Origin of the sequence: Luteimonas flava, from assembly GCF_036584485.1 — a bacterium.
Classification (GTDB): Bacteria; Pseudomonadota; Gammaproteobacteria; order Xanthomonadales; family Xanthomonadaceae; genus Luteimonas; species Luteimonas flava.
Genome location: NZ_JAZHBM010000001.1, coordinates 1 through 21,360, shown reverse-complemented (window position 1 = coordinate 21,360; position 21,360 = coordinate 1). Strand labels below are relative to the sequence as shown.

The 21,360-nt window shown below is 65.1% G+C and carries 35 protein-coding genes; 4 read left to right on the top strand and 31 right to left on the bottom strand.

Features of this window, described 5'->3' with window-relative positions; genetic code table 11:
- Positions 1-41: 41 nt before the first annotated feature.
- On the bottom strand, positions 42-536 hold the full coding sequence (locus V3391_RS00175) for a peptidylprolyl isomerase (RefSeq protein ID WP_332076398.1): 495 nt from the start codon (positions 534-536) through the stop codon (positions 42-44).
- A 185-nt stretch (positions 537-721) separates the two neighbouring features.
- Here V3391_RS00175 and typA point away from each other — a divergent pair, with 185 nt between their 5' ends.
- The 4 genes from typA (at position 722) to V3391_RS00155 (ending at position 4,220) form a co-directional block, all read left to right on the top strand.
- Positions 722-2,551 (top strand): translational GTPase TypA, encoded by a 1,830-nt coding sequence (typA, locus tag V3391_RS00170; protein WP_332076397.1) that lies wholly within the window; start codon positions 722-724, stop codon positions 2,549-2,551.
- Positions 2,548-3,132 (top strand): 2'-5' RNA ligase family protein, encoded by a 585-nt coding sequence (locus V3391_RS00165; protein WP_332076396.1) that lies wholly within the window; start codon positions 2,548-2,550, stop codon positions 3,130-3,132. Before typA ends, V3391_RS00165 begins: the two co-directional genes overlap by 4 nt.
- Complete coding sequence (locus tag V3391_RS00160; protein ID WP_332076395.1) at positions 3,132-3,590, top strand: DUF2127 domain-containing protein; 459 nt, start codon at positions 3,132-3,134, stop codon at positions 3,588-3,590. The genes V3391_RS00165 and V3391_RS00160 overlap by 1 nt, the downstream gene beginning before the upstream one ends.
- Before the next feature lie 72 nt (positions 3,591-3,662).
- Positions 3,663-4,220 carry a hypothetical protein gene (locus V3391_RS00155; protein WP_332076394.1) on the top strand — a complete coding sequence of 186 codons (558 nt, stop codon included), beginning with the start codon at positions 3,663-3,665 and terminating at the stop codon, positions 4,218-4,220.
- Between the two features lie 35 nt (positions 4,221-4,255).
- On the opposite strand, the gene V3391_RS00150 is transcribed toward V3391_RS00155, so the two are convergent.
- The 30 genes from V3391_RS00150 to V3391_RS00005 all read right to left on the bottom strand — a co-directional run.
- The gene (locus tag V3391_RS00150; protein WP_332076393.1) at positions 4,256-5,653 is read right to left on the bottom strand and encodes a class II 3-deoxy-7-phosphoheptulonate synthase; all 1,398 of its coding nucleotides are present in this window, start codon (positions 5,651-5,653) and stop codon (positions 4,256-4,258) included.
- A 67-nt stretch (positions 5,654-5,720) separates the two neighbouring features.
- Positions 5,721-6,221: a disulfide bond formation protein B gene (locus tag V3391_RS00145; protein WP_332076392.1), complete on the bottom strand. Its 501-nt coding sequence runs from the start codon at positions 6,219-6,221 to the stop codon at positions 5,721-5,723.
- Positions 6,222-6,351: 130 nt separating this feature from the next.
- Entirely contained in the window at positions 6,352-6,732 is a 381-nt protein-coding gene (gene rplQ / locus V3391_RS00140; protein ID WP_332076391.1) for a 50S ribosomal protein L17, read from the bottom strand.
- Positions 6,733-7,001: 269 nt separating this feature from the next.
- Complete coding sequence (locus V3391_RS00135) at positions 7,002-8,000, bottom strand: DNA-directed RNA polymerase subunit alpha (protein WP_232134473.1); 999 nt, start codon at positions 7,998-8,000, stop codon at positions 7,002-7,004.
- Between the two features lie 55 nt (positions 8,001-8,055).
- Positions 8,056-8,691, bottom strand: a complete 636-nt coding sequence (rpsD, locus tag V3391_RS00130) for a 30S ribosomal protein S4 (protein ID WP_159679869.1) — start codon at positions 8,689-8,691, stop codon at positions 8,056-8,058.
- Positions 8,692-8,705: 14 nt separating this feature from the next.
- A complete protein-coding gene (gene rpsK, locus V3391_RS00125) occupies positions 8,706-9,098 on the bottom strand; it encodes a 30S ribosomal protein S11 (protein WP_232134472.1) in 393 nt (130 codons plus the stop codon).
- An 11-nt stretch (positions 9,099-9,109) separates the two neighbouring features.
- On the bottom strand, positions 9,110-9,466 hold the full coding sequence (gene rpsM / locus V3391_RS00120) for a 30S ribosomal protein S13 (RefSeq protein WP_232134471.1): 357 nt from the start codon (positions 9,464-9,466) through the stop codon (positions 9,110-9,112).
- 382 nt (positions 9,467-9,848) lie between these two features.
- Positions 9,849-11,225 carry a preprotein translocase subunit SecY gene (gene secY / locus V3391_RS00115; protein ID WP_232134470.1) on the bottom strand — a complete coding sequence of 459 codons (1,377 nt, stop codon included), beginning with the start codon at positions 11,223-11,225 and terminating at the stop codon, positions 9,849-9,851.
- A gap of 5 nt (positions 11,226-11,230) precedes the next feature.
- Entirely contained in the window at positions 11,231-11,665 is a 435-nt protein-coding gene (rplO, locus tag V3391_RS00110; protein ID WP_268738619.1) for a 50S ribosomal protein L15, read from the bottom strand.
- 5 nt (positions 11,666-11,670) lie between these two features.
- The gene (rpmD, locus tag V3391_RS00105; protein ID WP_310236752.1) at positions 11,671-11,868 is read right to left on the bottom strand and encodes a 50S ribosomal protein L30; all 198 of its coding nucleotides are present in this window, start codon (positions 11,866-11,868) and stop codon (positions 11,671-11,673) included.
- A complete protein-coding gene (gene rpsE / locus V3391_RS00100) occupies positions 11,861-12,400 on the bottom strand; it encodes a 30S ribosomal protein S5 (protein WP_332076388.1) in 540 nt (179 codons plus the stop codon). Before rpsE ends, rpmD begins: the two co-directional genes overlap by 8 nt.
- A 167-nt stretch (positions 12,401-12,567) precedes the next feature.
- Positions 12,568-12,924, bottom strand: coding sequence for a 50S ribosomal protein L18 (gene rplR / locus V3391_RS00095; RefSeq protein ID WP_159679881.1), 357 nt, complete (start codon positions 12,922-12,924; stop codon positions 12,568-12,570).
- A gap of 29 nt (positions 12,925-12,953) precedes the next feature.
- The gene (gene rplF / locus V3391_RS00090) at positions 12,954-13,481 is read right to left on the bottom strand and encodes a 50S ribosomal protein L6 (RefSeq protein WP_332076387.1); all 528 of its coding nucleotides are present in this window, start codon (positions 13,479-13,481) and stop codon (positions 12,954-12,956) included.
- Positions 13,482-13,495: 14 nt separating this feature from the next.
- Positions 13,496-13,891, bottom strand: a complete 396-nt coding sequence (rpsH, locus tag V3391_RS00085; protein WP_232115892.1) for a 30S ribosomal protein S8 — start codon at positions 13,889-13,891, stop codon at positions 13,496-13,498.
- 141 nt (positions 13,892-14,032) lie between these two features.
- On the bottom strand, positions 14,033-14,338 hold the full coding sequence (rpsN, locus tag V3391_RS00080; protein WP_332076386.1) for a 30S ribosomal protein S14: 306 nt from the start codon (positions 14,336-14,338) through the stop codon (positions 14,033-14,035).
- 18 nt (positions 14,339-14,356) lie between these two features.
- Positions 14,357-14,899, bottom strand: a complete 543-nt coding sequence (gene rplE, locus V3391_RS00075) for a 50S ribosomal protein L5 (RefSeq protein ID WP_159679889.1) — start codon at positions 14,897-14,899, stop codon at positions 14,357-14,359.
- A gap of 11 nt (positions 14,900-14,910) precedes the next feature.
- A complete protein-coding gene (gene rplX / locus V3391_RS00070) occupies positions 14,911-15,228 on the bottom strand; it encodes a 50S ribosomal protein L24 (protein WP_232115895.1) in 318 nt (105 codons plus the stop codon).
- A 14-nt stretch (positions 15,229-15,242) separates the two neighbouring features.
- Positions 15,243-15,611, bottom strand: coding sequence for a 50S ribosomal protein L14 (gene rplN / locus V3391_RS00065; RefSeq protein ID WP_055246849.1), 369 nt, complete (start codon positions 15,609-15,611; stop codon positions 15,243-15,245).
- A 15-nt stretch (positions 15,612-15,626) separates the two neighbouring features.
- Positions 15,627-15,887 (bottom strand): 30S ribosomal protein S17, encoded by a 261-nt coding sequence (gene rpsQ, locus V3391_RS00060; RefSeq protein ID WP_150928979.1) that lies wholly within the window; start codon positions 15,885-15,887, stop codon positions 15,627-15,629.
- A 10-nt stretch (positions 15,888-15,897) separates the two neighbouring features.
- Positions 15,898-16,086, bottom strand: coding sequence for a 50S ribosomal protein L29 (gene rpmC, locus V3391_RS00055; RefSeq protein ID WP_159679895.1), 189 nt, complete (start codon positions 16,084-16,086; stop codon positions 15,898-15,900).
- Positions 16,086-16,499, bottom strand: a complete 414-nt coding sequence (gene rplP / locus V3391_RS00050) for a 50S ribosomal protein L16 (RefSeq protein WP_159679897.1) — start codon at positions 16,497-16,499, stop codon at positions 16,086-16,088. The genes rpmC and rplP overlap by 1 nt, the downstream gene beginning before the upstream one ends.
- A 2-nt stretch (positions 16,500-16,501) precedes the next feature.
- Positions 16,502-17,242, bottom strand: coding sequence for a 30S ribosomal protein S3 (rpsC, locus tag V3391_RS00045; RefSeq protein ID WP_232134463.1), 741 nt, complete (start codon positions 17,240-17,242; stop codon positions 16,502-16,504).
- Between the two features lies 1 nt (position 17,243).
- Positions 17,244-17,636: a 50S ribosomal protein L22 gene (rplV, locus tag V3391_RS00040; protein ID WP_232134462.1), complete on the bottom strand. Its 393-nt coding sequence runs from the start codon at positions 17,634-17,636 to the stop codon at positions 17,244-17,246.
- Between the two features lie 10 nt (positions 17,637-17,646).
- On the bottom strand, positions 17,647-17,919 hold the full coding sequence (gene rpsS, locus V3391_RS00035) for a 30S ribosomal protein S19 (protein ID WP_055246837.1): 273 nt from the start codon (positions 17,917-17,919) through the stop codon (positions 17,647-17,649).
- A gap of 6 nt (positions 17,920-17,925) precedes the next feature.
- Positions 17,926-18,753, bottom strand: coding sequence for a 50S ribosomal protein L2 (gene rplB / locus V3391_RS00030; RefSeq protein ID WP_159679901.1), 828 nt, complete (start codon positions 18,751-18,753; stop codon positions 17,926-17,928).
- 10 nt (positions 18,754-18,763) lie between these two features.
- Positions 18,764-19,063 (bottom strand): 50S ribosomal protein L23, encoded by a 300-nt coding sequence (rplW, locus tag V3391_RS00025; RefSeq protein WP_096208160.1) that lies wholly within the window; start codon positions 19,061-19,063, stop codon positions 18,764-18,766.
- Complete coding sequence (gene rplD, locus V3391_RS00020) at positions 19,060-19,665, bottom strand: 50S ribosomal protein L4 (protein ID WP_332076385.1); 606 nt, start codon at positions 19,663-19,665, stop codon at positions 19,060-19,062. The genes rplW and rplD overlap by 4 nt, the downstream gene beginning before the upstream one ends.
- A gap of 11 nt (positions 19,666-19,676) precedes the next feature.
- The gene (gene rplC, locus V3391_RS00015) at positions 19,677-20,330 is read right to left on the bottom strand and encodes a 50S ribosomal protein L3 (RefSeq protein ID WP_055246831.1); all 654 of its coding nucleotides are present in this window, start codon (positions 20,328-20,330) and stop codon (positions 19,677-19,679) included.
- 10 nt (positions 20,331-20,340) lie between these two features.
- Positions 20,341-20,652, bottom strand: coding sequence for a 30S ribosomal protein S10 (gene rpsJ, locus V3391_RS00010; RefSeq protein WP_047137645.1), 312 nt, complete (start codon positions 20,650-20,652; stop codon positions 20,341-20,343).
- Between the two features lie 541 nt (positions 20,653-21,193).
- On the bottom strand, positions 21,194-21,360 hold a 167-nt coding region (locus V3391_RS00005), incomplete at its 5' end, for an EF-Tu C-terminal domain-related protein (RefSeq protein WP_484498424.1).

Here is a 21,360-nt window from a genome sequence, read left to right as displayed (position 1 = left end):
AAAGAAAACAGGCCGGCGAATGGCCGGCCTGTCAGTGTCGCTTACGCAGCGAGCGTCTTGTTCCACTCGGCGACGCGGTCGGCCTTGGCCGCCAGCACCGCTTCGGTGTCGCCGACGATCTTGATCGACTTGATCGCATCGCCCTGCTTCACCGCGTCGACCACGTCCAGACCTTCGGTGACCTTGCCGAACACGGTGTGCTTGCCGTCCAGCCAGTCGGTCTTGATGTGGGTGATGAAGAACTGGCTGCCGTTGGTGTTCGGGCCCGCGTTCGCCATCGACAGCACGCCACGCTCGTGCTTCACGCCATTGTTGGTCTCGTCCTCGAACCGGTAGCCCGGGCCGCCACGGCCGGAGCCCTCGGGGCAACCGCCCTGGACCATGAAGTCGGCGATGACGCGGTGGAAGCTCAGACCGTCGTAGAAGCCGCGCTGGGCCAGGTTGACGAAATTGGCGACGGTCAGCGGTGCCTTGTCGGCATACAGCTCGACGGTGATCTGGCCACGGTCGGTGTCGAATACGGCGTTCAGGGACATGAGGAATCCTGGTTGAAGGGAAAATCATCGGCAGGCCGACGAACCCGCGACATGTGGCTCCCGGGAGGCGGTTTCAATACCCGGCTCCAACCGCTCCTCCATGCGGCAGCGCAACACCGTATAATGCTGGGCTCTTTCACTGACTCTTGTGCGCCCCGGTCTTCGACTCTGGCGCAGCCTTGCCCATGTCCATCGAACGCCTGCGCAATATCGCCATCGTCGCCCACGTCGACCACGGCAAGACCACCCTCGTCGACTGTCTGCTGAAGCAGTCGGGCACCCTCTCCGAGCGCACCGTGCTCGCCGAGCGCGTGATGGACAGCAACGACCAGGAAAAGGAACGTGGCATCACGATCCTCGCCAAGAACACGGCGATCACCTGGAACGGCAACCGCATCAACATCGTCGACACCCCGGGCCATGCCGACTTCGGCGGCGAGGTCGAGCGCGTGCTGTCGATGGTGGACACCGTGCTGATCCTGGTCGACGCGATGGACGGCCCGATGCCGCAGACGCGCTTCGTGACCCAGAAGGCGTTCGCGATGGGCTTCAAGCCGATCGTCGTCGTCAACAAGATCGACCGTCCGGGCGCGCGTCCGGACTGGGTGATCGACCAGGTGTTCGACCTGTTCGACAAGCTCGGCGCGACCAACGAGCAGCTCGACTTCCCGATCGTCTACGCCTCGGCGCTGCACGGCTACGCGAGCCTCGACGACGCCGCGCGTTCGGGCGACATGACCCCGCTGTACGAAGCGATCATGCAGCACGCACCGATGCCGGAAGTCGACCCGGACGGCGCCTTCCAGATGCGCATCAGCCAGCTGGACTACAACAACTTCGTGGGCGTGATCGGCATCGGCCGCATCCAGCGCGGCACGCTGAAGAAGAACATGCCGGTCTCGGTGATCAGCCGTGAAGGCAAGAAGCGCCAGGGCAAGGTGATGCAGGTGCTCGGCTTCCTGGGTCTGGAGCGCATCGAGCAGGACACCGCCGAGGCCGGCGACATCGTCGCCATCTCCGGCATCCAGGACCTGACCATTTCCGACACCGTCTGCGCGCTGGACACCCCGGAAGCGTTGCCGGCCCTGACCGTCGACGAGCCCACGATCTCGATGACCTTCCAGGTCAACAACTCGCCGTTCGCGGGCAACAAGGACCTGTCGGGCGGCAAGTTCCTGACCAGCCGCCAGCTCAAGGACCGCCTCGAGCGCGAGACCGTGCACAACGTGGCGCTGAAGGTCGAGCAGCTGGAAGACGCGGACAAGTTCCTGGTCTCGGGCCGCGGCGAGCTGCACCTGTCGGTGCTGATCGAGAACATGCGCCGCGAAGGCTTCGAGCTGGCCGTGTCGCGCCCGGAAGTCATCATCAAGGAGATCGACGGCCAGCAGATGGAGCCGATCGAACAGCTGGTGGTCGACGTCGAAGAGCAGCACCAGGGCGGCGTGATGGAGAAGCTCGGCATCCGCAAGGGCCAGCTGAAGAACATGGAATCGGACGGCAAGGGACGCGTGCGTCTGGACTACGAGATCCCGGCCCGCGGCCTGATCGGCTTCCAGAACGAGTTCAAGACCCTGACCCAGGGCGGCGGTCTGCTGTTCCACGTGTTCGACCGTTACGGACCGAAGGAAACCGGCGCGATCGCCAAGCGCCTCAACGGCGTGATGATCGCCAATGCGCCGGGCGCCACGCCGGCCTACTCGCTCGGCCCGCTGCAGGAACGCGGCAAGCTGTTCGCTGCCGAAGGCGACAACGTGTACGAGGGTCAGCTGGTCGGTATCCACTCCAAGGACAACGATCTGACCGTCAACGCGATCAAGACCAAGCCGCTGACCAACATGCGCGCTTCGGGCAAGGACGATGCCATCGCGCTGACCCCGGCGATCAAGTTCTCGCTGGAACAGGCGCTGGACTTCATCGATGACGACGAGCTGGTCGAAGTCACGCCGAAGGAAATCCGCCTGCGCAAGAAGTTCCTGACCGAGAGCGATCGCAAGCGCGCGTCCCGCGCCGCGTGAGCCAGGCGCTGTTCCCGGCGTGGCGGCCCAGTGCCGACGGCCGGGCGGTGCTCGCGACGGTGTCGCACCGTTTGCAGGAGGCGCGTCCATCGGACGCGCCTTCTTTGCAACTGCGGCGCGCCGACCAGTGGCACATCACCCTGTGCTTCGTGGGTGAGTCCGCTGGACCCGTGGCCGCACCGGCGCTCCTGGATGCGTTCGCCGAAGCCGCGACCCGGATTCCGCCACACCGCGTCACCCTCGAACGTCTCGTCTACTGGCGCCATTCCGGCGCAGTCGTCGCGTTGCCGTCGCCCTGCCCTGCACTGCAGGCCCTGTGCGATGCGAGCCACGACGCGGTGCGCCGCGCGGGTATTGCGCCGATGGAGCGGACCACGCGTCCGCATGTGACGCTCGCGTTCCTCGAACGCGGACTGCCGCCGCAGCCGTGGCTCGATACGGTGGACTGCGGCGCCGACGTCCTCGACGTCGACGCATTCGAACTGCTCTTCAACCCCGGTGGCCGCTACGACGCGCTCGGCGCCTGGCCACTGACCGGCGCGGCATTGCCCGCGCCACCCCGACAGGACGCCCTGTTCTGATGACCGACGATCGCACCGACACCCACAAAGGCCTGCGCGCGATCGCGTTGTTCGAGGCCGCCAAGGGCGTCTTCGCCCTGCTCGTCGCCGGCGCCCTCGCGGCGATCGGCCCGGATGCGCTGCAGCACGAACTCGAACGCGTGCTCGCGCGCTTCGGTGTCGACGCCGAACGCAGCGGCACCGCGATGCTCGATGCGATCACCCCGGAGCGGCTGCACATCGCGATCGGCGTCGCGGTGATCTACGCCGTGATGCGACTGGTCGAAGGCTGGGGCCTGTGGGGCCATCGCGCCTGGGCCTCATGGCTGGGCGTGATCGGCGCGGCCGCGTATCTGCCGTTCGAGATCTACGCGCTGTGGCAGCACCCGGACTGGATGACCTGGGGTGTTTTCCTGCTCAACCTGATGATCGTGCTGGTGCTCGCGCGCGATCTGCGCAGACGCCGCAACGCGGTCTGAGCCGAGGGTTGCAGGCGCGCGTCACCGCCAGGCTCGTCGTACGACATCCGTCGCGCGTGGAGTGTCCTGCCCATGGCCCTTTCCAGCCTGAAGACGCGACACCCGGCGCTGGCGCTCGGCCTCGTGCTGCTCACGAACTCGCCGCACGCGCGCGCGGACGATCGTCTGATCGAACCGACGTTCGCCGCCGTCCAGACGCTGGCCGCGGCCTACTTCGCCCGATCCTCACTCGTCGATGCCTGCGGCGCGCTTCCAGCACCTGTCGGCACGGACGCGCAGCGCGCTTACGCCGCCTGGGCGGCACGCAATGACGGCGTGATCCAGCTCGCGCTGCGCTGGATGACCCGCTTCGAAGCCCTGCTGGACGCGCACGGCATCGCAGGAAGCCGACGCGAATTCGTCGAGGGCCGGAACGCCATGATCATCGACGAAGCGCATGTGTTCCGGGACCGGTACTTCCCCGATGGCGTTGCCGATGTCGCCATGTGCACCGCAGCGGCGGCCCGCATCGACGCGCGCGCTCTGGATCTCGACGCGCGCACCGAATCCGGACGTGTCCTGACGTCACACGAGGCGGCCGTGGCCGCTGCGATGCTCGCCGCCGCGGCGGCGGAAGTGCCCGATGATTGAACTGCACGCACTGCCGCGACAGGCGGCCGGCGGCGTTATTGGCGCGACAGCCCGCTGACCTGCACCTGCTTGCGTACGATCAGCATCGCCGTCTCCAGCGCCTGCTCGTAATTCAGGCGCGGATCGACCTGGCTCTTGTAGGCGCGCTCGAGATCGGTTTCGGTCAGCGCCCGTGCGCCGCCCATGCACTCGGTGACGTCTTCGCCGGTCAGTTCCAGATGCACACCGCCCAGGCGCGTGCCGGCCGCGGCGTGCAGGTCGAAGGCCTGCTCGATCTCGCTGCGGATGTTGTCGAAGCGGCGCGTCTTGTAGCCGTTGCTGGTCGACTCGGTATTGCCGTGCATGGGATCGCAGATCCACAGCACGCGACGGCCGGAACGGCGCACCGCGTCGAGCAGCGGCGGCAGGCGTTCGGCGATCTGCGTCGCGCCCATGCGGTGGATCAGGCTCAGGCGGCCCGGCTCGTCGTCGGGATTGAGCACGTCGATCAGGCGCAGCAGTTCGTCCGGTGTCGAAGTCGGACCGACCTTGACGCCGATCGGGTTGCGCAGCCCGCGGAAGTACTCCACGTGCGCGCCATCGAGCGCCGCCGTGCGCACGCCGATCCACGGAAAATGCGTGCTGAGGTTGAACCAGCCCCACTGGCGCGGCACCTGGCGCGTGTTCGCTTCTTCGTATGGCAGCAGCAGCGCTTCGTGCGAGGTGTAGAAGTCGACGCGGTTGAGGTTGTGCACCTGCGTGCCGGCCAGCGTCTCCATGAAACGGACGGCGTCGCCGAGGCCGGAGACCATGCGCTGGTATTCCTCGGCCAGCGGCGACTCGCCCACCCACTCCAGTCCCCAGTACTCGGGATGGTGCAGATCGGCGAAACCACCGTCGATCAGCGAGCGCACGAAGTTCATCGTCATCGCCGAACGCGCATGCGCGCGCACCATGCGACGCGGATCCGGGGTCCGCGCCTCGGGCGTGAATGCCGGCGCATTGACGACGTCGCCGCGGTAGCACGGCAGGGTCACGCCGTCGCGCGTCTCGGTGTCGGCCGAACGCGGCTTCGCATACTGGCCGGCGAACCGGCCGACCCGAACGACCGGCAGCCGCATGCCGTGCACGAGCACCAGGCTCATCTGCAGCAGCACCTTGAGCCGGTTGGAGATGACGTCCGACGTGCAGTCGCCGAAGTTCTCGGCGCAGTCGCCGCCCTGCAGCAGGAAGCGGCGGCCCTCCTGGGCCTCGGCCAGCTGCTGCTTGAGGCTCAGGATTTCCCACGACGTCACCAGCGGGGGAAGCGCACGCAGCTCCTCCTGCACGGCCGCCAGGGCGGCTTGATCGGGATAGGTCGGCAGCTGCTTGGCAGGGCGCGTGCGCCAGCTCTCCGGCTGCCAGTCTTCGGGCAGGTTCACGGGATGCAGGCTGCGCTCGTTGGACGACGACATGGGGTGTTCCTCTCGCGGGCAGCCATCATCGCAGTTTGCTGCCCTGCGTCAAAACGCAGGCAGCCGCTCAGCGGCGCGTGCGCAGACCGGCGAAGAGCGCAACCGCCGCCAGCAGCAGGAACCACACCAGGCTCCAGGCCGGCATCGACAGGCCGAGGAACGTCCAGTCGACGGTGCCGCAGTCGCCGGAGCCGGTCAGCACCTTCTGGATCAGCGTGGGCGTGTCCATGGTCTCGCGCATGAAGGCGAACGGTGCCCCGCAGGTCGCGAAGCCCGGCGGGTGCATCTGCAGCCACACATGACGCCCGGCGATGCCGATGCCGACCGCGGCCGCCGCGAAGCCCAGCAGACCGTAGGCCGTACGCCCGCCGCGTCCGCGCGGTGCGTGGATGCCGGCGATCAACATCACCACGCCGAGCGCCGCGAAGGCCAGCCGCTGGAAGATGCAAAGCGGACACGGCTCGAGACCCCACTGCAGCTGCGAATAGATCGCGAAACCGATCAGGGCGAAACAGGCGACGGCGCCGACGAACATCAGCGTGCGGAACGACCAGCGGACAGGATTCATGGGCAGACCGTCGATGAGGTGTCGCGATTATCGTCCCGCGCCGCGCAAACAAAAACCCCGGCGGATGCCGGGGCTTCGTTCCATCGACGACGGGAACCTGCGCACGCGGCGCTGGTCGTCCAGATGGGAATTACTCGGCGTCGACCGACGCCTGCGGGCGATCGACCAGCTCGACGTACGCCATCGGCGCGTTGTCGCCGGCGCGGAAGCCGCACTTGAGGATGCGCAGGTAGCCACCCGGACGCGCGCTGTAGCGCGGGCCGACGGTGGTGAACAGCGTGCCGACGGCTTCCTTGTCGCGCAGGCGCGCGAAAGCGAGACGACGGTTGGCGACGCTGTCGATCTTGCCGAGGGTGATCAGCGGCTCTGCGACGCGACGCAGTTCCTTGGCCTTCGGCAGGGTCGTCTTGATGAGTTCGCTCTTGATCAGCGAAGCGGCCATGTTGCGGAACATCGCTTCACGATGGGCGCTGGTGCGGTTGAACTTGCGACCGGCTTTCTGGTGGCGCATGGGATGGATCCTTCAGATTGAAATGGTGGGTCTGTGTGAGGCGTTGGCGCCGTCCTGGCGTTGCAACTTGGACTGCGGATGGTCCGGAACCGGTCGTCCTTCACCGGCAACGCCGCGGGCTTCTGCCCGTCGGCGCGGTCTTGCATACAGCGTCAGTGCAGATCGGGAGCCGCGGCTCGCGCCGCGTTTGCACTCCCAGCCCGGCGAAGCACGCCGGGCGTTCGCATCCCGCAACCGATGCCTGACGGCATCGGCTGCACGCGGGATGCTTACCCAAGCATGCCGTGGGCGGACACGCCGGTCGGCGGCCAGTTCTCGAGCTTCATGCCCAGTGCCAGGCCGCGCTGCGCCAGGACTTCCTTGATCTCGGTCAGCGACTTCTTGCCGAGGTTCGGGGTCTTGAGCAGTTCGACTTCGGTCTTCTGGATCAGGTCGCCGATGTAGTAGATGCTCTCGGCCTTGAGGCAGTTGGCCGAACGCACCGTCAGCTCCAGATCGTCGATCGGACGCAGCAGGATCGGGTCGACGCCCGGTGCCTGCGGCTTCGCCGCGCCGCGATCGCGGTGCGTGAAGTCGCCGAACACCGACAGCTGATCGGTGAGGATGTCGGCGGCGGTGCGCACGGCTTCCTCGGCATCGATCGTGCCGTTGGTTTCGATGTCCAGCACCAGCTTGTCGAGGTCGGTGCGCTGTTCGACGCGCGCCGCTTCGACTTCATAGGCCACGCGACGGACCGGCGAGAACGACGCGTCCAGCATCAGGCGACCGATGGCGCGGGTCTCCTCGTCCGGACGACGACGTGCGGAGGCCGGCTGGTAGCCGAAGCCGCGCTCGATCTTCAGACGCATGTTGATCGACGCGTCCTTGGTCAGGTGGCAGATGATGTGCTCGCCGTTGAGGATCTCGACGTTGTGGTCGGTCTTGATATCGGCGGCCGTCACGACGCCCGCACCCGTCTTCGACAGCGACAGCGTCGAGCTTTCGCCGGTGCCCATGCGGATGGCGACGTCCTTGAGGTTCAGCAGGACTTCCAGCACGTCTTCCTGCAGGCCCTCGATGGTGCTGTACTCGTGCAGCACGCCGTCGATCTCGACTTCGGTGATCGCGAAGCCCGGAATCGACGACAGGAGCACGCGACGCAGGGCATTGCCCAGCGTGTGCCCATACCCACGCTCCAGCGGCTCGATCACGACCTTCGCGCGGTTGCCGGCGAGACGTTCGATCTGAGGGCCGCGGGGACGCAGGACCTGGTTGGCGGTAGCCGTCATGTGTGTGTGTCTCCTGAGGACCGCCGCGCTTACGACGCGGCGGTACCTGGTTGAATTACTTCGAGTACAGCTCGACGATCAGCGCTTCGTTGATGTCTGCCGGCAGATCTGCGCGATCCGGGACGGACTTGAACACACCACTGAACGCCTTGGAGTCGACTTCGACCCACGACGGGGACAGATCCATCGTCGACCACACGGTGAGCGCTTCCTGCACGCGAAGCTGCTTCTGTGCCTTCTCCGACAGTGCGATCGCGTCGCCTGCCTTGACCTGGTACGACGGCAGATTCACCGACTGGCCATTGACCGTGACACCACGGTGCGACACCAGCTGGCGCGCGGCCGGACGGGTCACCGCGAAGCCCATGCGGTAGATGACGTTGTCGAGGCGGGTCTCGAGGAGCTGCAGCAGGTTTTCACCCGTGTTGCCCTTCTTGTTCGACGCCTTCTTGTAGTAGTTGCGGAACTGACGCTCGAGCAGACCGTAGATACGCTTGACCTTCTGCTTCTCGCGAAGCTGGGTGGCGTAATCCGAGAGCTTGCTGCGACGCGCGCCGGTGCCGGCACCGTGCTGGCCGGGCTTCTGCTCCAGCTTGCACTTCGAGTCGAGCGCGCGGGTCGGGCTCTTGAGGGACAGGTCGGCGCCTTCACGGCGCGCGAGCTTACAGGTAGGACCGATGTAACGAGCCATTTCTTATCGCTCCTTTAGACGCGACGCTTCTTCGGCGGGCGGCATCCGTTGTGCGGGATGGGCGTCACGTCGATGATGTTGATGATCTTGTAGCCCACGTTGTTCAGCGAGCGCACGGCCGACTCACGACCCGGACCCGGGCCCTTGATGCGGACTTCAAGCGACTTGACGCCGTAATCGAGCGCGACCTTGCCGGCCTTCTCTGCGGCGACCTGGGCTGCGAACGGGGTCGACTTGCGCGAGCCGCGGAAACCGGCACCGCCCGAGGTCGCCCACGAGAGCGCGTTGCCCTGGCGGTCGGTGATCGTGATGATCGTGTTGTTGAACGAAGCGTGGACATGCGCGATGCCGTCGGTGACGACGCGCTTGATCTTCTTCTTGGTCTTGGTAGCTGCGGGCTTGGCCATGGCTTAACTCCTTACTTCCTGATGGCCTTGCGCGGACCCTTGCGGGTGCGGGCATTGGTCCGGGTGCGCTGACCACGCAGCGGGAGACCACGACGGTGACGCAGGCCGCGGTAGCACGACAGGTCCATCAGACGCTTGATGGCCATGCCGACTTCGCGACGCAGGTCGCCCTCGACCACGTACTTGCCGACTTCCGAGCGCAGACGCTCGACTTCCGGTTCGGACAGATCGCGGATCTTGGTGGTCGAGGTCACGCCTGCAGCCTCGCAGACCTTCTTCGAACGGGTACGGCCAATGCCGAAAATGCTTTGAAGCCCAACCCAGACATGCTTCTGGGCAGGCAGGTTCACACCTGCAATACGCGCCATGCGCGGATCTCCAACTGGTTTGCTGCCAGGGGTTCAATCCCGGCAAAAGGGAACAAGAAATAATAGCAGGGCCTCGTGGTTTCAGGAAGCCCACGGCGCCAAGGCGCCAGTGAACCCGGCATGGGGAGCGTGCCCATGCTCCGGCGACAGTCCAGGACCGGCAGCTTTCGGGGAACTCCCCTCGCCTGCCCCGCGCGCTACTCTGGCGTGCGGATCTTCCTGGACCACCCGCACACGAGACCGCCGTGCGAGTCGCCCATCTGAAGTCCGGCGCGTAGGTCCGGACTTCGTGCGCCGCCCGTCGGGGCGGTGCGATGCGACATGGGGAGTGCCCATGCCGCGAGAACCGTGCCGGACGACCCGAGGGCCGTCCGGCGGAACATCAACGACCGGTGAGGCCGCCGCCGCTGCGCGAACCCTTGAGGTTCGCCTTCTTCAGCAGGCTTTCGTACTGGTGCGACATCAGGTGCGACTGGACCTGCGCGATGAAGTCCATGATCACCACCACCACGATCAGCAGCGACGTGCCGCCGAAGTGGAAGGAGCTGCCGAACTCGGCACGCATGAACTCCGGCAACAGACAGACCAGCACCAGATACGCCGCGCCGACTGCCGTGAGGCGGGTCAGCACACCGTCGATGTAGTCGGCGGTCGCCTTGCCCGGACGGATGCCCGGAATCAGCGCGCCCGACTTCTTCAGGTTGTCGGCCGTCTCCTGGCTGTTGAACACCAGCGCGGTGTAGAAGAACGCGAAGCCCGCGATCAGCGCACCGAACAGGAGCACGTACAGCGGCTCGCCCGGCGAGATCGCCTGCGCGACGCGCTGCAGCGTCTGCTGCCAGCCGCTCGACGAGGTCGCCTCACCGAACCACGTGGTCACCGTTGCCGGGAACATGATGATCGAGGACGCGAAGATCGCCGGAATCACGCCTGCCATGTTGAGCTTGAGCGGCAGGAACGAGCTCTGGTTCATGTACGCGTTGCGACCACCCTGGCGACGTGCGTAGTTGACCGTGATCCGACGCTGGCCGCGCTCGACGAACACCACGAAGAACACCGCCGCCAGCACCACGATCACCAGCAGGATCGCCGCGATCGGGCTCATGTCGCCGCTGCGCAGCGAATCGAACGTGCCCAGCACGGCGCCCGGAAGACCCGCCACGATGCCGGCGAAGATGATCAGCGACACACCGTTGCCGATGCCGCGCTCGGTCACCTGCTCGCCCAGCCACACCAGGAACATGGTGCCGGCGGTGAGCGCGATGATCGCGGTGACCACGAAGCCCATGCCCGGCGAATAGACGACCGGAATGCCGTTGTTGGCACCCGAGCTCTGCAGCGCGACCGCGATACCCGCCGACTGGAAGATCGCCAGCGGAATCGCACCGATGCGCGACCACTGGGTGATCCTGCGCCGGCCCGACTCGCCTTCCTTCTGGATGGCCTTCAGGCTGGGCACGACCTGCACCAGCAGCTGCATCACGATGGACGCCGAGATGTACGGAATCACGTTCAGTGCGAACAGGCTGAAACGCGACAGCGCACCACCGGAGAACATGTTGAACATGTCCACGATGGTGCCCTGCTGCTGTTCCATCAGCTGCAGCATGGCCTCGGGATTGACGCCCGGCACCGGGATGAAACACCCGATGCGATAGACGACGAGAGCACCGAGCACGAACAGCAGGCGCTGGCGGAGCTCGGTGAATTTACCGAGCCCGGCGCCGACCCCACCCATTGCGCTGCCGCTACGCGACATCCGGCTTACTCCTCGACCTTGCCGCCAGCGGCTTCGATCGCCGCGCGGGCACCGGCCGTGGCGAGCACGCCCTTGAGCACGAGCTTCTTGCTGATCTCGCCCTTGAGGACGATCTTCGCGCGCTTGGCGGTGCTGGGCACCAGCTTGGCGGCACGCAGCGCGGCGAAGTCGACGTCACCGTCGAGCTTGTCGAGCTGGTAGAGCATCACTTCGGCCACGTCGAGCTTCAGCTTGGAGCGGAAACCGACCTTCGGCAGACGCTTGCGCAGCGGCATCTGGCCGCCTTCGAAGCCGGCCTTGATCTTGCCCTTGCCCGAACGCGCGAACGAACCCTTGTGGCCGCGGCCGGCAGTCTTGCCCAGGCCCGAACCGATACCGCGACCGACGCGCGTGCGCTCGGTGCGGGCGCCCTGTGCGGGCTTGAGAGAATTGAGCTTCATTTCGATTATTCCTCGACCTGGACCAGGTAATGGACCTTGTTGATCAGGCCACGGACCTGCGGGCTGTCCTTCAGTTCACGCACGTCGTTGAGCTTGCCCAGACCGAGTGCCTTCACCGAGAGGCGGTGCTTGGCCTGCGAACCGCGCAGACCCTTGACCAGGCGCACCTTGACGGTGCCGCCGGTGGATTCCTTCTTAGCCATTGATCAGATCCTCCACCTTCTTGCCGCGCTTTGCAGCGATCTGCGCCGGCGAGTGCATCTCGTCGAGGCCGCGGATCGTGGCGCGCACGAGGTTGATCGGATTGCGCGAACCCACGGCCTTGGCCAGCACGTCCTTGACGCCGACGGCTTCGAGCACGGCGCGCATTGCGCCACCGGCGATCACGCCGGTACCTTCCGACGCGGGCTGCATGAACACGTTCGCCGCACCGTGGCGCGACTTGACCGTGTGCCACAGGGTGCTGCCGTTGAGATCGACGGTCTTCTGGTTCTTGCGGGCCTGCTCCATCGACTTCTGGATCGCGACCGGCACTTCGCGCGCCTTGCCGTAACCGAAACCGACCTTGCCGTTGCCGTCGCCGACGACCGTCAGCGCGGTGAACGTGAACTGGCGACCGCCCTTGACGGTCTTGCTGACACGGTTGACCGTGATCAGCTTCTCGATCATGCCGTCGTCGAGTTCCTCACGGTCGCGATTGCGATCGCGGCCGCGGTTTTCCCTTTCGTTTGCCATCTGGATTGCCTGTATTGGTAGAAGGATGTACGGCTCGTGCCGCTTGGAGTTGGAAAGTGGATCTGTGAAACGCGGACGCGGCACAGAAGGCCGCGGGCGTCCGGCACATCCCGTGCCGGCAGGTCAGGCGACGCCGGGCGCAAGGCCCGGCGCCGACAGCGTTCGGATCAGAACTGCAGGCCACCCTCGCGGGCGGCGTCGGCGAGTGCCTTGATGCGACCGTGGTAGCGGTAACCCGAGCGGTCGAATGCGACCTTCTCGATACCCGCGGCCTTGGCCTTCTCTGCGATCGCGCGACCCACCGCGGTTGCGGCGTCGGCGTTCTTGCCGTTCTTCAGGCCGTCCTTGACGTCGGCCTGCGTGGTGTTGGCCGCGGCCAGCACCTTGGAACCATCCGAATTGAACAGCTGGGCGTAGATGTGCTGGCCGGTGCGCAGCACCGACAGGCGCGGCACGCCGAGGACACGGATGTGCGAACGCGTGCTCTTGGCACGGCGCAGGCGGGCGTTGTTCTTGATGCTCATGATCTTGATCCCCGGGAAGCGGATGGGCCTTAGGCCTTCTTGGCTTCCTTGCGAATGATGGTTTCGTCGGAGTACTTCACGCCCTTGCCCTTGTACGGCTCCGGCGGACGGAATCCGCGGATCTTGGCGGCGACCTGACCGACGAGCTGCTTGTCTGCACCCTGGACCAGGATCTCGGTCTGGGTCGGCGTGGTCAGCGTGATGCCTTCCGGCGCCTGGAACACGACGGGATGCGAGAAACCGAGCGAGAGGTTCAGGTCATTGCCCTGGACCGCAGCGCGGTAACCGACGCCCACGAGGTCGAGCTTGCGCTCGAAGCCCTGCGACACGCCGTGCACCATGTTCGCGACGATCGCGCGCAGGGTTCCGGTGAGCGGAATCTGCGACGGATCATTGGCCGAAAGCAGCGCGTTGCCGTCTTCGATGGTGATCTCGATATCCGACGGCTTGGCGAGCGACAGGGTGCCCTTCGGGCCCTTCACGCTGACCAGCTCGGGCTGGATGTTGAGCTCGACGCCCTTCGGAAGGGCGATCGGCTTCTTGGCAACTCGGGACATTGTGCGTTACTCCCTTAAGCCACGAAGCACAGGACTTCACCGCCGACACCCAGCTGGCGTGCCTTCGCGTCGGTCATGATGCCCTTGGACGTGGAAATGATGGACACGCCCAGGCCGTTGAGGACCTTCGGCAGCGCGTCCTTGCCGCGGTACTGGCGCAGACCCGAGCGCGAGAAACGCTTCAGGGTCTCGATGACCGGACGGCCTTCGTAATACTTGAGAACGATCTCGAGCTCGGCCTTGGCGCCGTTCTCGGTCACGCGGAAATCGCCGATGTAGCCCTCGTCCTTCAGGACGGTGGCGATGGCGACCTTGATCTTGGACGACGGCATTGACGCCGTCTGCTTGCCAACTGCGGCCGCATTGCGAATGCGGACCAGCATGTCGGCGATGGGATCAGTCATGCTCATGATGATTACCTTCTGAGTGCACCGATATCCGCTTGCGCGAACACTAGTTTTTGACCCGCACGGAACTCGGGCGGGGTACAGCGTGAGGGCCGGTATTCTACAGGTCTGGCGCGCGAACGCCAGACCTGCAGTGCGACGCTCTTACCAGCTGGCCTTGCGCAGGCCAGGCACGTCGCCGCGCATGGTGGCTTCGCGCAGCTTGTTGCGGCCGAGGCCGAACTTGCTGTAGACGGCACGCGGGCGGCCGGAGAGCGCGCAACGCGTGGTCTGGCGGGCCGGCGACGAATCGCGCGGCAGCTTCTGCAGCTTGTTGACTGCGTCGGCCTTTTCTTCGTAACCCGCGGTCGCGCTGCTGATGATCTTCTTCAGCGCCTCACGCTTCTCGGCGTGCTGCTTGGCCAGCTTCTTGCGCTTGACCTCGCGGTTGATCATGGACGTCTTTGCCATAAGTGCTCTGCCTTCGGATCAGTTGCGGAACGGGAAGCGGAAGGCTTCCAGCAGGGCCTTGGCTTCTTCGTTGGTACGGGCGGTCGTGGTGATGGCGATGTCCATACCGCGGATCGCGTCGACGGCGTCGAAGTCGATTTCCGGGAAGATGATCTGTTCCTTCACGCCCATGTTGTAGTTGCCGCGACCGTCGAACGACCGGCCGGAGACACCACGGAAGTCGCGGACGCGCGGGAGCGCGACGTTGACAAGGCGATCGAAGAACTCGTACATGCCATTGCGACGCAACGTGACCTTGCAGCCGATCGGCCAGCCGTCGCGGATCTTGAACGAGGCCACCGACACGCGCGACTTGGTCACCAGCGGCTTCTGGCCGCTGATCTTGGCCATGTCGGCGGTTGCGTTCTCGAGCACCTTCTTGTTCGCGGCAGCTTCGCCCACGCCCATGTTGATGGTGATCTTGCTCAGGCGCGGGACCTGCATGATGTTGGCGTAACCGAACTGCTCCATGAGCTTCGGCACCACCTCATCCTTGTAGAACTGTTCCAGACGGGTCGTCATTTTGAGCATCCTCAGGCGTCGAGCGCCTCACCGCTCGAGCGGAACACGCGCAGCGTGCGTCCATCCTCGAGTGTCTTGGTTCCAATGCGCTCGCCCTTGCCGGTGGCAGGGTTGAACGGCATCACGTTCGAAGCATGGATCGGCGCTTCGCGCTCGACCACGCCACCGGCCTGACCCGCCTGCGGGTTCGGCTTGGTGTGGCGCTTGACGATGTTGATGTTCGAGACGACGACCTTCTCGCCGACCACGCGCACCACGTCACCGCGCTTACCCTTGTCCTTGCCGGCGATCACGATCACGTGGTCGCCCTTCTTGATTCGATTAGCCATTTTCGTTCCTCCGCTCAGAGCACTTCAGGCGCGAGCGAGACGATCTTCATGAACTTCTCGGAACGCAGTTCACGGGTCACGGGCCCGAAGATGCGGGTGCCGATCGGCTCCTGCTTGTTGTTGAGCAACACGGCGGCATTGCCGTCGAAGCGGATCAACGAACCGTCGGCACGACGCACACCCTTGCGGGTACGCACCACGACGGCGTCATAGACCTCGCCCTTCTTGACCTTGCCACGCGGAATCGCTTCCTTGATGGACACCTTGATGATGTCGCCGATGCCGGCGTAACGGCGCTTCGAGCCGCCCAGCACCTTGATGCACATCACTTCCTTGGCACCGCTGTTGTCCGCCACATCGAGGTGGCTCTGCATCTGGATCATGGTATGCCCTCCTCGTTATTCGGCGGCGCGCGTGACGATTTCCGCCACCCGCCAGTTCTTGGTCTTGGACATCGGCGCGATCTCGACGACCTTCACGAGGTCGCCTTCCTGGCACGCGTTCTCGGCATCGTGGGCGTGGAGCTTGGTCGAACGCTTGATGTACTTGCCGTACAGGGCGTGCTTGACCTGACGCTCCACCAGCACGGTGACGGTCTTGTCCATCTTGTTGCTGACCACGCGGCCCTGGACCGTACGCTGCTTCTTTTCGGTATTCATGGTCGGGTCCTTACTTCTTCTGACCGATCAGGGTGTTCACGCGCGCGATCTCGCGGCGCACCCGACGGGTGTCATGCGTCTTGGTCAGCTGGCCAGTGGCCTTCTGCATGCGGAGCGAGAAACGCTCCTTGTGCAGCTCGAGGAGATGCGACTGCAAATCCTCGACCGACTTCTCGCGGAGTTCCTTCGTCGTAGCCATCAGCGCACCGTCCGGGTCACGAATTGGGTGGTGACCGACAGCTTCGCGGCGGCCAGGCGGAACGCTTCACGCGCCACCTCCTCCTCGACACCCTCGATCTCGAAGATCATGCGGCCGGGCTGGATCTGCGCGACCCAGTACTCGACGCTGCCCTTGCCGGAGCCCATTCGGACTTCGATCGGCTTCTTGGTGATCGGCTTGTCCGGGAACACGCGGATCCACATCTTGCCGCCGCGCTTGACGTGACGGCTGATGGAACGACGACCGGCTTCGATCTGACGTGCGGTCAGCTGGCCGGTTGCGGTGGACCGCAGACCGAATTCGCCGAAGCTGACTGCGTTGCCGCTCCATGCCAGGCCTTCGTTACGGCCCTTGTGCATCTTGCGGTATTTGGTTCGCTTGGGTTGCAACATGATTAGTCCCTCGCCTCGCGCTCGCGACGCGGACCCCGACGATCGCGGTCATTGCGATCACCACGGTCTCCGCCACGCGGCGTGTCGTCCTGCTTCTCCTGGCCCACCTGGCTGAAATCGAAGATTTCGCCCTTGTAGATCCAGGTCTTGATGCCGATGATCCCGTAGGTCGTCTTGGCTTCGGCGAAGCCGTAGTCGACGTCGGCGCGGAGGGTGTGCAACGGCACGCGGCCTTCGCGGTACCACTCCGAACGTGCGATCTCGGCGCCGTTGAGGCGGCCGGCGACGTTGACCTTGATACCCAGTGCGCCGAGGCGCATCGCGTTGCCGACGGCGCGCTTCATCGCGCGGCGGAACATGATGCGACGCTCGAGCTGCTGCGCGATCGACTCAGCCACCAGCTGCGCGTCGAGTTCCGGCTTGCGGACCTCGGTCACGTTGATGTGCGCCGGAACGCCCATCATGTCGCTGACGTCCTTGCGCAGCTTCTCGATGTCCTCACCGCGCTTGCCGATCACAACGCCCGGACGGGCGGTGTGGATCGTCACGCGCGCCGTCTTCGCCGGACGCTCGATCAGGATCTTGCTGATGCCGGCCGAGGCGAGACGCTTGCGCAGCATCTCGCGGACCTTCAGGTCGGCGACGAGGTAGTCGGCATATTCCTTCTTGCCGGCGTACCACTTGGAGTTCCAGTCCTTGGCGATGCCGAGGCGGATGCCGATGGGATGAACTTTGTGACCCATATTACTTGCCCTCTCCCACGACGACGGTGATGTGGCTGGTGCGCTTGAGGATGCGGGTACCGCGTCCCTTTGCGCGCGCCATGAAGCGCTTCAGCGTCGGACCTTCGTCGACCGTGATGGTGGCGATCGTGAGTTCGTCGACGTCCGCGCCAGCGTTGTTCTCGGCGTTGGCGATGGCCGACTCGACGACCTTCTTGATCATGTGAGCGGCTTTCTTGTCCGAGAACTTCAGCAGGCCGACGGCGCGTTCGACCGGCAGACCACGGACCTGGTCGGCGACCAGACGTGCCTTCTGCGGCGAGATGCGCGCGGTGCGGAGGATCGCGGTGCGCTTGTTGACCTCGGTGCGAGCGCGCTTCTGCTCTTCGAGGCGGGCTTTCGTTGCCTTGTCCATTGTGCGCTCCTTACCTGCCCGACTTCTTGTCGCCGCCGTGACCCTTGAAGGTCCGCGTCAACGCAAATTCGCCGAGCTTGTGGCCAACCATGTTCTCGTTGACCAGCACCGGGACGTGGTTCTTGCCGTTGTGGATGGCGATGGTGAAACCGATCATGTCCGGCAGAACCATCGAGCGACGCGACCAGGTCTTGATCGGCTTCTTGGTGTTGGTGCCCGCGGCTTCCACCTTCTTGACGAGATGGTGGTCGACGAACGGACCCTTCTTGAGTGAACGTGCCATGGTCTATCAGCTCCTGCGATCGCGCACGATGAACTGCTGCGTCCGCTTGTTATGGCGGGTCTTGTAGCCCTTGGTCGGAACGCCCCAGGGAGTAACCGGATGCGGGTTGCCCTGACCGGCCTTCGCTTCACCACCGCCGTGCGGATGGTCGACCGGGTTCATGGCCGCACCGCGGACGGTCGGCTTGACGCCGCGCCAGCGCTTCGCACCGGCCTTGCCCAGCTTCTCGAGGCTGTGCTCGTCGTTGCTGACCTCGCCGATCGTGGCGCGGCACTCGGACGGCACGCGACGCACTTCGCCCGAACGCAGACGCACGGTGGCGTAGACGCCTTCGCGCGAGACCAGCTGCACGCCGGCACCGGCGGCGCGCGCGATCTGCGCACCCTTGCCCGGCTTCATCTCGATGCAGTGGATCGTCGAGCCGACCGGGATGTTGCGCAGCGGCAGCGTGTTGCCCGTCTTGATCGGGGCATCCGAACCGGAGATCACCTGGTCGCCGGCCTTCAGGCCCTTCGGCGCGATGATGTAACGGCGCTCGCCGTCGACATAGCACAGCAGCGCGATGTGGGCGGTCCGGTTCGGGTCATACTCGATGCGCTCGACGCGCGCCGGAATGCCTTCCTTGTCCCGCTTGAAATCGACGATGCGGTAGTGCTGCTTGTGGCCACCACCGATGTGACGGGTGGTGATGCGGCCGTGGTGGTTGCGACCACCGGTGTTGGTCTTCTTTTCGACCAGCGCAGCGTGCGGCGCACCCTTGTGCAGATCGGGGTGCACGACGCGGACCGCGGAACGGCGGCCGGGCGAAGTGGGCTTGAACTTCATCAATGGCATCGGGGCTTCCTCAGACCTTCGCGTTCATGACGTCGATCGACTGACCATCGGCCAGCTTCACGTAGGCCTTGCGCCAGTCACCGCGGCTGCCCTGGCGCTGACGGAAGGACTTGTTCTTGCCCTTCACGTTCAACACATTGACGGCCTCGACCTTGACGTCGAACAGCTTCTCGATCGCGGCCTTGATGTCGGCCTTGGTGGCGACCGTCGACACTTCGAACGCGTACTGGTTGGACACTTCCTGCAGGCGCGCGGTCTTTTCGGACACACGCGGCGCACGGATCACTTCATAGAGCTTGGCGTCGTTCATGCCAGCCACTCCTCGATCTTCTTCACCGCATCGGTGGTGATCAGCACGGTATCGGCGCCGACCAGCGCGACCGGATCCAGGCCCTGCACGTCGCGGATCTCGACGTACGGCAGGTTGCGTGCCGACAGGTACAGGTGCTCCGAAGCGTCTTCGGTCACGATCAGCGGGCGCTTGCCCAGATCGAATTCCTTGAGCTTGGCGACCATGCCGCTGGTCTTCGTTTCGGTCAGGTCGAACGTCTCGACGACGGTCAGACGGCCCTGGCGGTTGAGCTCGGACAGGATCGCCGACATCGCCGCGCGGTACATCTTGCGGTTGACCTTCTGCTCGAAGCTGCGCGGCTTGGCCGCGAAGGTCACGCCACCGCCGACGAAGATCGGAGCCGTCAGCGCGCCGTGACGCGCACCGCCGCCCTTCTGCTTCTTCGACTTCTTGGTCGTGCCGTTGACTTCGGAGCGCGTCTTCTGCGCCTTGGTACCGGCGCGACCGGCGTTGCGATAGGCAACGACGACCTGGTGGACCAGGTTTTCGCTGAAATCGCGGCCGAAGACTTCGTCGGAAACCGACAGCTTCGTGCTGCTGTTGTTGATTGCGAGTTCCATCGTGCTACTCCTTATGCCTTGCTCGACGGACGCACGATCACGTCGCCACCCGGCGCGCCGGGGACGGCGCCCTTGACGGCGATCAGGCCGCGCTCGGCGTCGACCTGCACGATCTGCAGGCGCTGCGTGGTCTGCTGGTCGGCACCCATGTGGCCGGACATCTTCTTGCCCGGAAACACGCGGCCCGGCGTCTGGCGCTGACCGAGCGAACCCGGCTGGCGGTGCGACAGCGAGTTACCGTGCGTCGCGTCGCCCATCTTGAAGTTCCAGCGCTTGATCGTGCCCTGGAAGCCCTTGCCCTTCGTGACGCCCTGGACGTCGACGATCTGGCCCACTTCGAAGATGTCGGCCTTGATCTCGCCACCGACGCTGAAGTCGGCGATCTTGTCGTCGGCCACGCGGAGCTCCCACAGGCCACGGCCGGCTTCGACCTTCGCCTTGGCGAGGTGACCGGTTTCCGGCTTGTTGAGCAGCGATGCGCGCTTGACGCCAGCGGTGATCTGCACGGCGCTGTAACCGTCGGTCTCGACGGTCTTGATCTGGGTGATGCGGTTCGGGGTCGCCTCGATCAGCGTCACCGGTACGGACTTGCCGTCTTCGGTGAACACTCGGCTCATGCCGGCCTTGCGGCCGACGATGCCCAACGAATGAATCTTCGCGGTCATGGTGCGGTCCTCAGGTCAGCTTGATCTGGACGTCGACGCCGGCTGCGAGCTCGAGCTTCATCAGCGCATCAACGGTCTTGTCGTTCGGGTCGACGATGTCCAGCACGCGCTTGTGCGTGCGGGTCTCGTACTGGTCACGCGCATCCTTGTCGACGTGCGGCGACGTCAGGATGGTGTAACGCTCGATCTTGGTCGGCAGCGGGATCGGGCCGCGCACCTGTGCACCGGTACGCTTGGCGGTCTCGACGATCTCGCTTGCCGAGCGATCGATCAGGCGGTGATCGAATGCCTTGAGGCGGATCCGGATCTTTTGGTCCGTCATGACGGAAATATCCTTGGTTGAAAGAGCGACGGGCCTGCGGCTGGGTGCGCAGAACCCCATTGATTCGTGGCTGTCCGAGGCATTCACCCGCGCCCCGGGGCCGTTCCCTGCAAAACAAAAGGCAGACCGGTTGCCCGATCCGCCCAGACCACAGAAATTCAGACGCGGTGATCCGCTCCATCCCTTCGTGCTCCGGACATTTCCGGAACGGGTGGAGCACAGCCTCGCGACATTTCCGTGTCTGGCGAAGACGAGGGCATCCTGCACCTCATTTCGCGATTTCGCGGACATCCGATGAAGGCCTGCCCGCGAGGGTCTTGCATCATAGCGGGTATCGACGGGCGGACGCAAGCCCTGCCCTTCGAAAACCGGACGGACCGGCCGGGCCGGTCCGTTTTTCGATCGTCATTCCCGTAAAAGCGGGGATCCAGAGACTTTTACAGTCGGCATCCGCATGGCAGCCCGGAAGTCGCTGGATCCCCGCTCTCGCGGGGATGACGTGTTGGCAGCCGAGCGCGCTAGGCGCGCTCGGGCCAATACGTCACTTGATGATCTTGGACACCACGCCGGCGCCGACGGTGCGGCCGCCTTCGCGGATCGCGAAGCGCAGACCTTCGTCCATCGCCACCGGGTTGATCAGCGTGACCACCATCTTCACGTTGTCGCCCGGCATCACCATCTCGGTGCCTTCCGGCAGCTCGCACGCAC

What these genes read in the sequence shown, in the direction of transcription:
- rpsE (WP_332076388.1), bottom strand. Translation starts at nt 12,400, where the DNA reads ATGGCAAACGAAAGGGAAAACCGCGGCCGCGATCGCAATCGCGACCGT.
- rpsJ (WP_047137645.1), bottom strand. Translation starts at nt 20,652, where the DNA reads ATGACGGACCAAAAGATCCGGATCCGCCTCAAGGCATTCGATCACCGC.
- rpsN (WP_332076386.1), bottom strand. Translation starts at nt 14,338, where the DNA reads ATGGCAAAGACGTCCATGATCAACCGCGAGGTCAAGCGCAAGAAGCTG.
- V3391_RS00155 (WP_332076394.1), top strand. Translation starts at nt 3,663, where the DNA reads ATGGCCCTTTCCAGCCTGAAGACGCGACACCCGGCGCTGGCGCTCGGC.
- rpsC (WP_232134463.1), bottom strand. Translation starts at nt 17,242, where the DNA reads ATGGGTCACAAAGTTCATCCCATCGGCATCCGCCTCGGCATCGCCAAG.
- rplB (WP_159679901.1), bottom strand. Translation starts at nt 18,753, where the DNA reads ATGCCATTGATGAAGTTCAAGCCCACTTCGCCCGGCCGCCGTTCCGCG.
- V3391_RS00135 (WP_232134473.1), bottom strand. Translation starts at nt 8,000, where the DNA reads ATGACGGCTACCGCCAACCAGGTCCTGCGTCCCCGCGGCCCTCAGATC.
- rplQ (WP_332076391.1), bottom strand. Translation starts at nt 6,732, where the DNA reads ATGCGCCACCAGAAAGCCGGTCGCAAGTTCAACCGCACCAGCGCCCAT.
- rpsM (WP_232134471.1), bottom strand. Translation starts at nt 9,466, where the DNA reads ATGGCGCGTATTGCAGGTGTGAACCTGCCTGCCCAGAAGCATGTCTGG.
- rpmC (WP_159679895.1), bottom strand. Translation starts at nt 16,086, where the DNA reads ATGGCTACGACGAAGGAACTCCGCGAGAAGTCGGTCGAGGATTTGCAG.
- rpsQ (WP_150928979.1), bottom strand. Translation starts at nt 15,887, where the DNA reads ATGAATACCGAAAAGAAGCAGCGTACGGTCCAGGGCCGCGTGGTCAGC.
- rplP (WP_159679897.1), bottom strand. Translation starts at nt 16,499, where the DNA reads ATGTTGCAACCCAAGCGAACCAAATACCGCAAGATGCACAAGGGCCGT.
- rpmD (WP_310236752.1), bottom strand. Translation starts at nt 11,868, where the DNA reads ATGGCTAAGAAGGAATCCACCGGCGGCACCGTCAAGGTGCGCCTGGTC.
- rplX (WP_232115895.1), bottom strand. Translation starts at nt 15,228, where the DNA reads ATGGCTAATCGAATCAAGAAGGGCGACCACGTGATCGTGATCGCCGGC.
- rplN (WP_055246849.1), bottom strand. Translation starts at nt 15,611, where the DNA reads ATGATCCAGATGCAGAGCCACCTCGATGTGGCGGACAACAGCGGTGCC.
- rplO (WP_268738619.1), bottom strand. Translation starts at nt 11,665, where the DNA reads ATGAAGCTCAATTCTCTCAAGCCCGCACAGGGCGCCCGCACCGAGCGC.
- rpsK (WP_232134472.1), bottom strand. Translation starts at nt 9,098, where the DNA reads ATGGCCAAGCCCGCAGCTACCAAGACCAAGAAGAAGATCAAGCGCGTC.
- V3391_RS00160 (WP_332076395.1), top strand. Translation starts at nt 3,132, where the DNA reads ATGACCGACGATCGCACCGACACCCACAAAGGCCTGCGCGCGATCGCG.
- rplR (WP_159679881.1), bottom strand. Translation starts at nt 12,924, where the DNA reads ATGAGCATCAAGAACAACGCCCGCCTGCGCCGTGCCAAGAGCACGCGT.
- typA (WP_332076397.1), top strand. Translation starts at nt 722, where the DNA reads ATGTCCATCGAACGCCTGCGCAATATCGCCATCGTCGCCCACGTCGAC.
- rplF (WP_332076387.1), bottom strand. Translation starts at nt 13,481, where the DNA reads ATGTCCCGAGTTGCCAAGAAGCCGATCGCCCTTCCGAAGGGCGTCGAG.
- rplV (WP_232134462.1), bottom strand. Translation starts at nt 17,636, where the DNA reads ATGGACAAGGCAACGAAAGCCCGCCTCGAAGAGCAGAAGCGCGCTCGC.
- rplC (WP_055246831.1), bottom strand. Translation starts at nt 20,330, where the DNA reads ATGACCGCGAAGATTCATTCGTTGGGCATCGTCGGCCGCAAGGCCGGC.
- rpsH (WP_232115892.1), bottom strand. Translation starts at nt 13,891, where the DNA reads ATGAGCATGACTGATCCCATCGCCGACATGCTGGTCCGCATTCGCAAT.
- rplW (WP_096208160.1), bottom strand. Translation starts at nt 19,063, where the DNA reads ATGAACGACGCCAAGCTCTATGAAGTGATCCGTGCGCCGCGTGTGTCC.
- rplD (WP_332076385.1), bottom strand. Translation starts at nt 19,665, where the DNA reads ATGGAACTCGCAATCAACAACAGCAGCACGAAGCTGTCGGTTTCCGAC.
- V3391_RS00145 (WP_332076392.1), bottom strand. Translation starts at nt 6,221, where the DNA reads ATGAATCCTGTCCGCTGGTCGTTCCGCACGCTGATGTTCGTCGGCGCC.
- rplE (WP_159679889.1), bottom strand. Translation starts at nt 14,899, where the DNA reads ATGACGACCCGTCTGGAACAGTTCTACAAGGATGAGGTGGTGCCGAAG.
- rpsS (WP_055246837.1), bottom strand. Translation starts at nt 17,919, where the DNA reads ATGGCACGTTCACTCAAGAAGGGTCCGTTCGTCGACCACCATCTCGTC.
- V3391_RS00175 (WP_332076398.1), bottom strand. Translation starts at nt 536, where the DNA reads ATGTCCCTGAACGCCGTATTCGACACCGACCGTGGCCAGATCACCGTC.
- V3391_RS00150 (WP_332076393.1), bottom strand. Translation starts at nt 5,653, where the DNA reads ATGTCGTCGTCCAACGAGCGCAGCCTGCATCCCGTGAACCTGCCCGAA.
- rpsD (WP_159679869.1), bottom strand. Translation starts at nt 8,691, where the DNA reads ATGGCTCGTTACATCGGTCCTACCTGTAAGCTCGCGCGCCGTGAAGGC.
- secY (WP_232134470.1), bottom strand. Translation starts at nt 11,225, where the DNA reads ATGTCGCGTAGCGGCAGCGCAATGGGTGGGGTCGGCGCCGGGCTCGGT.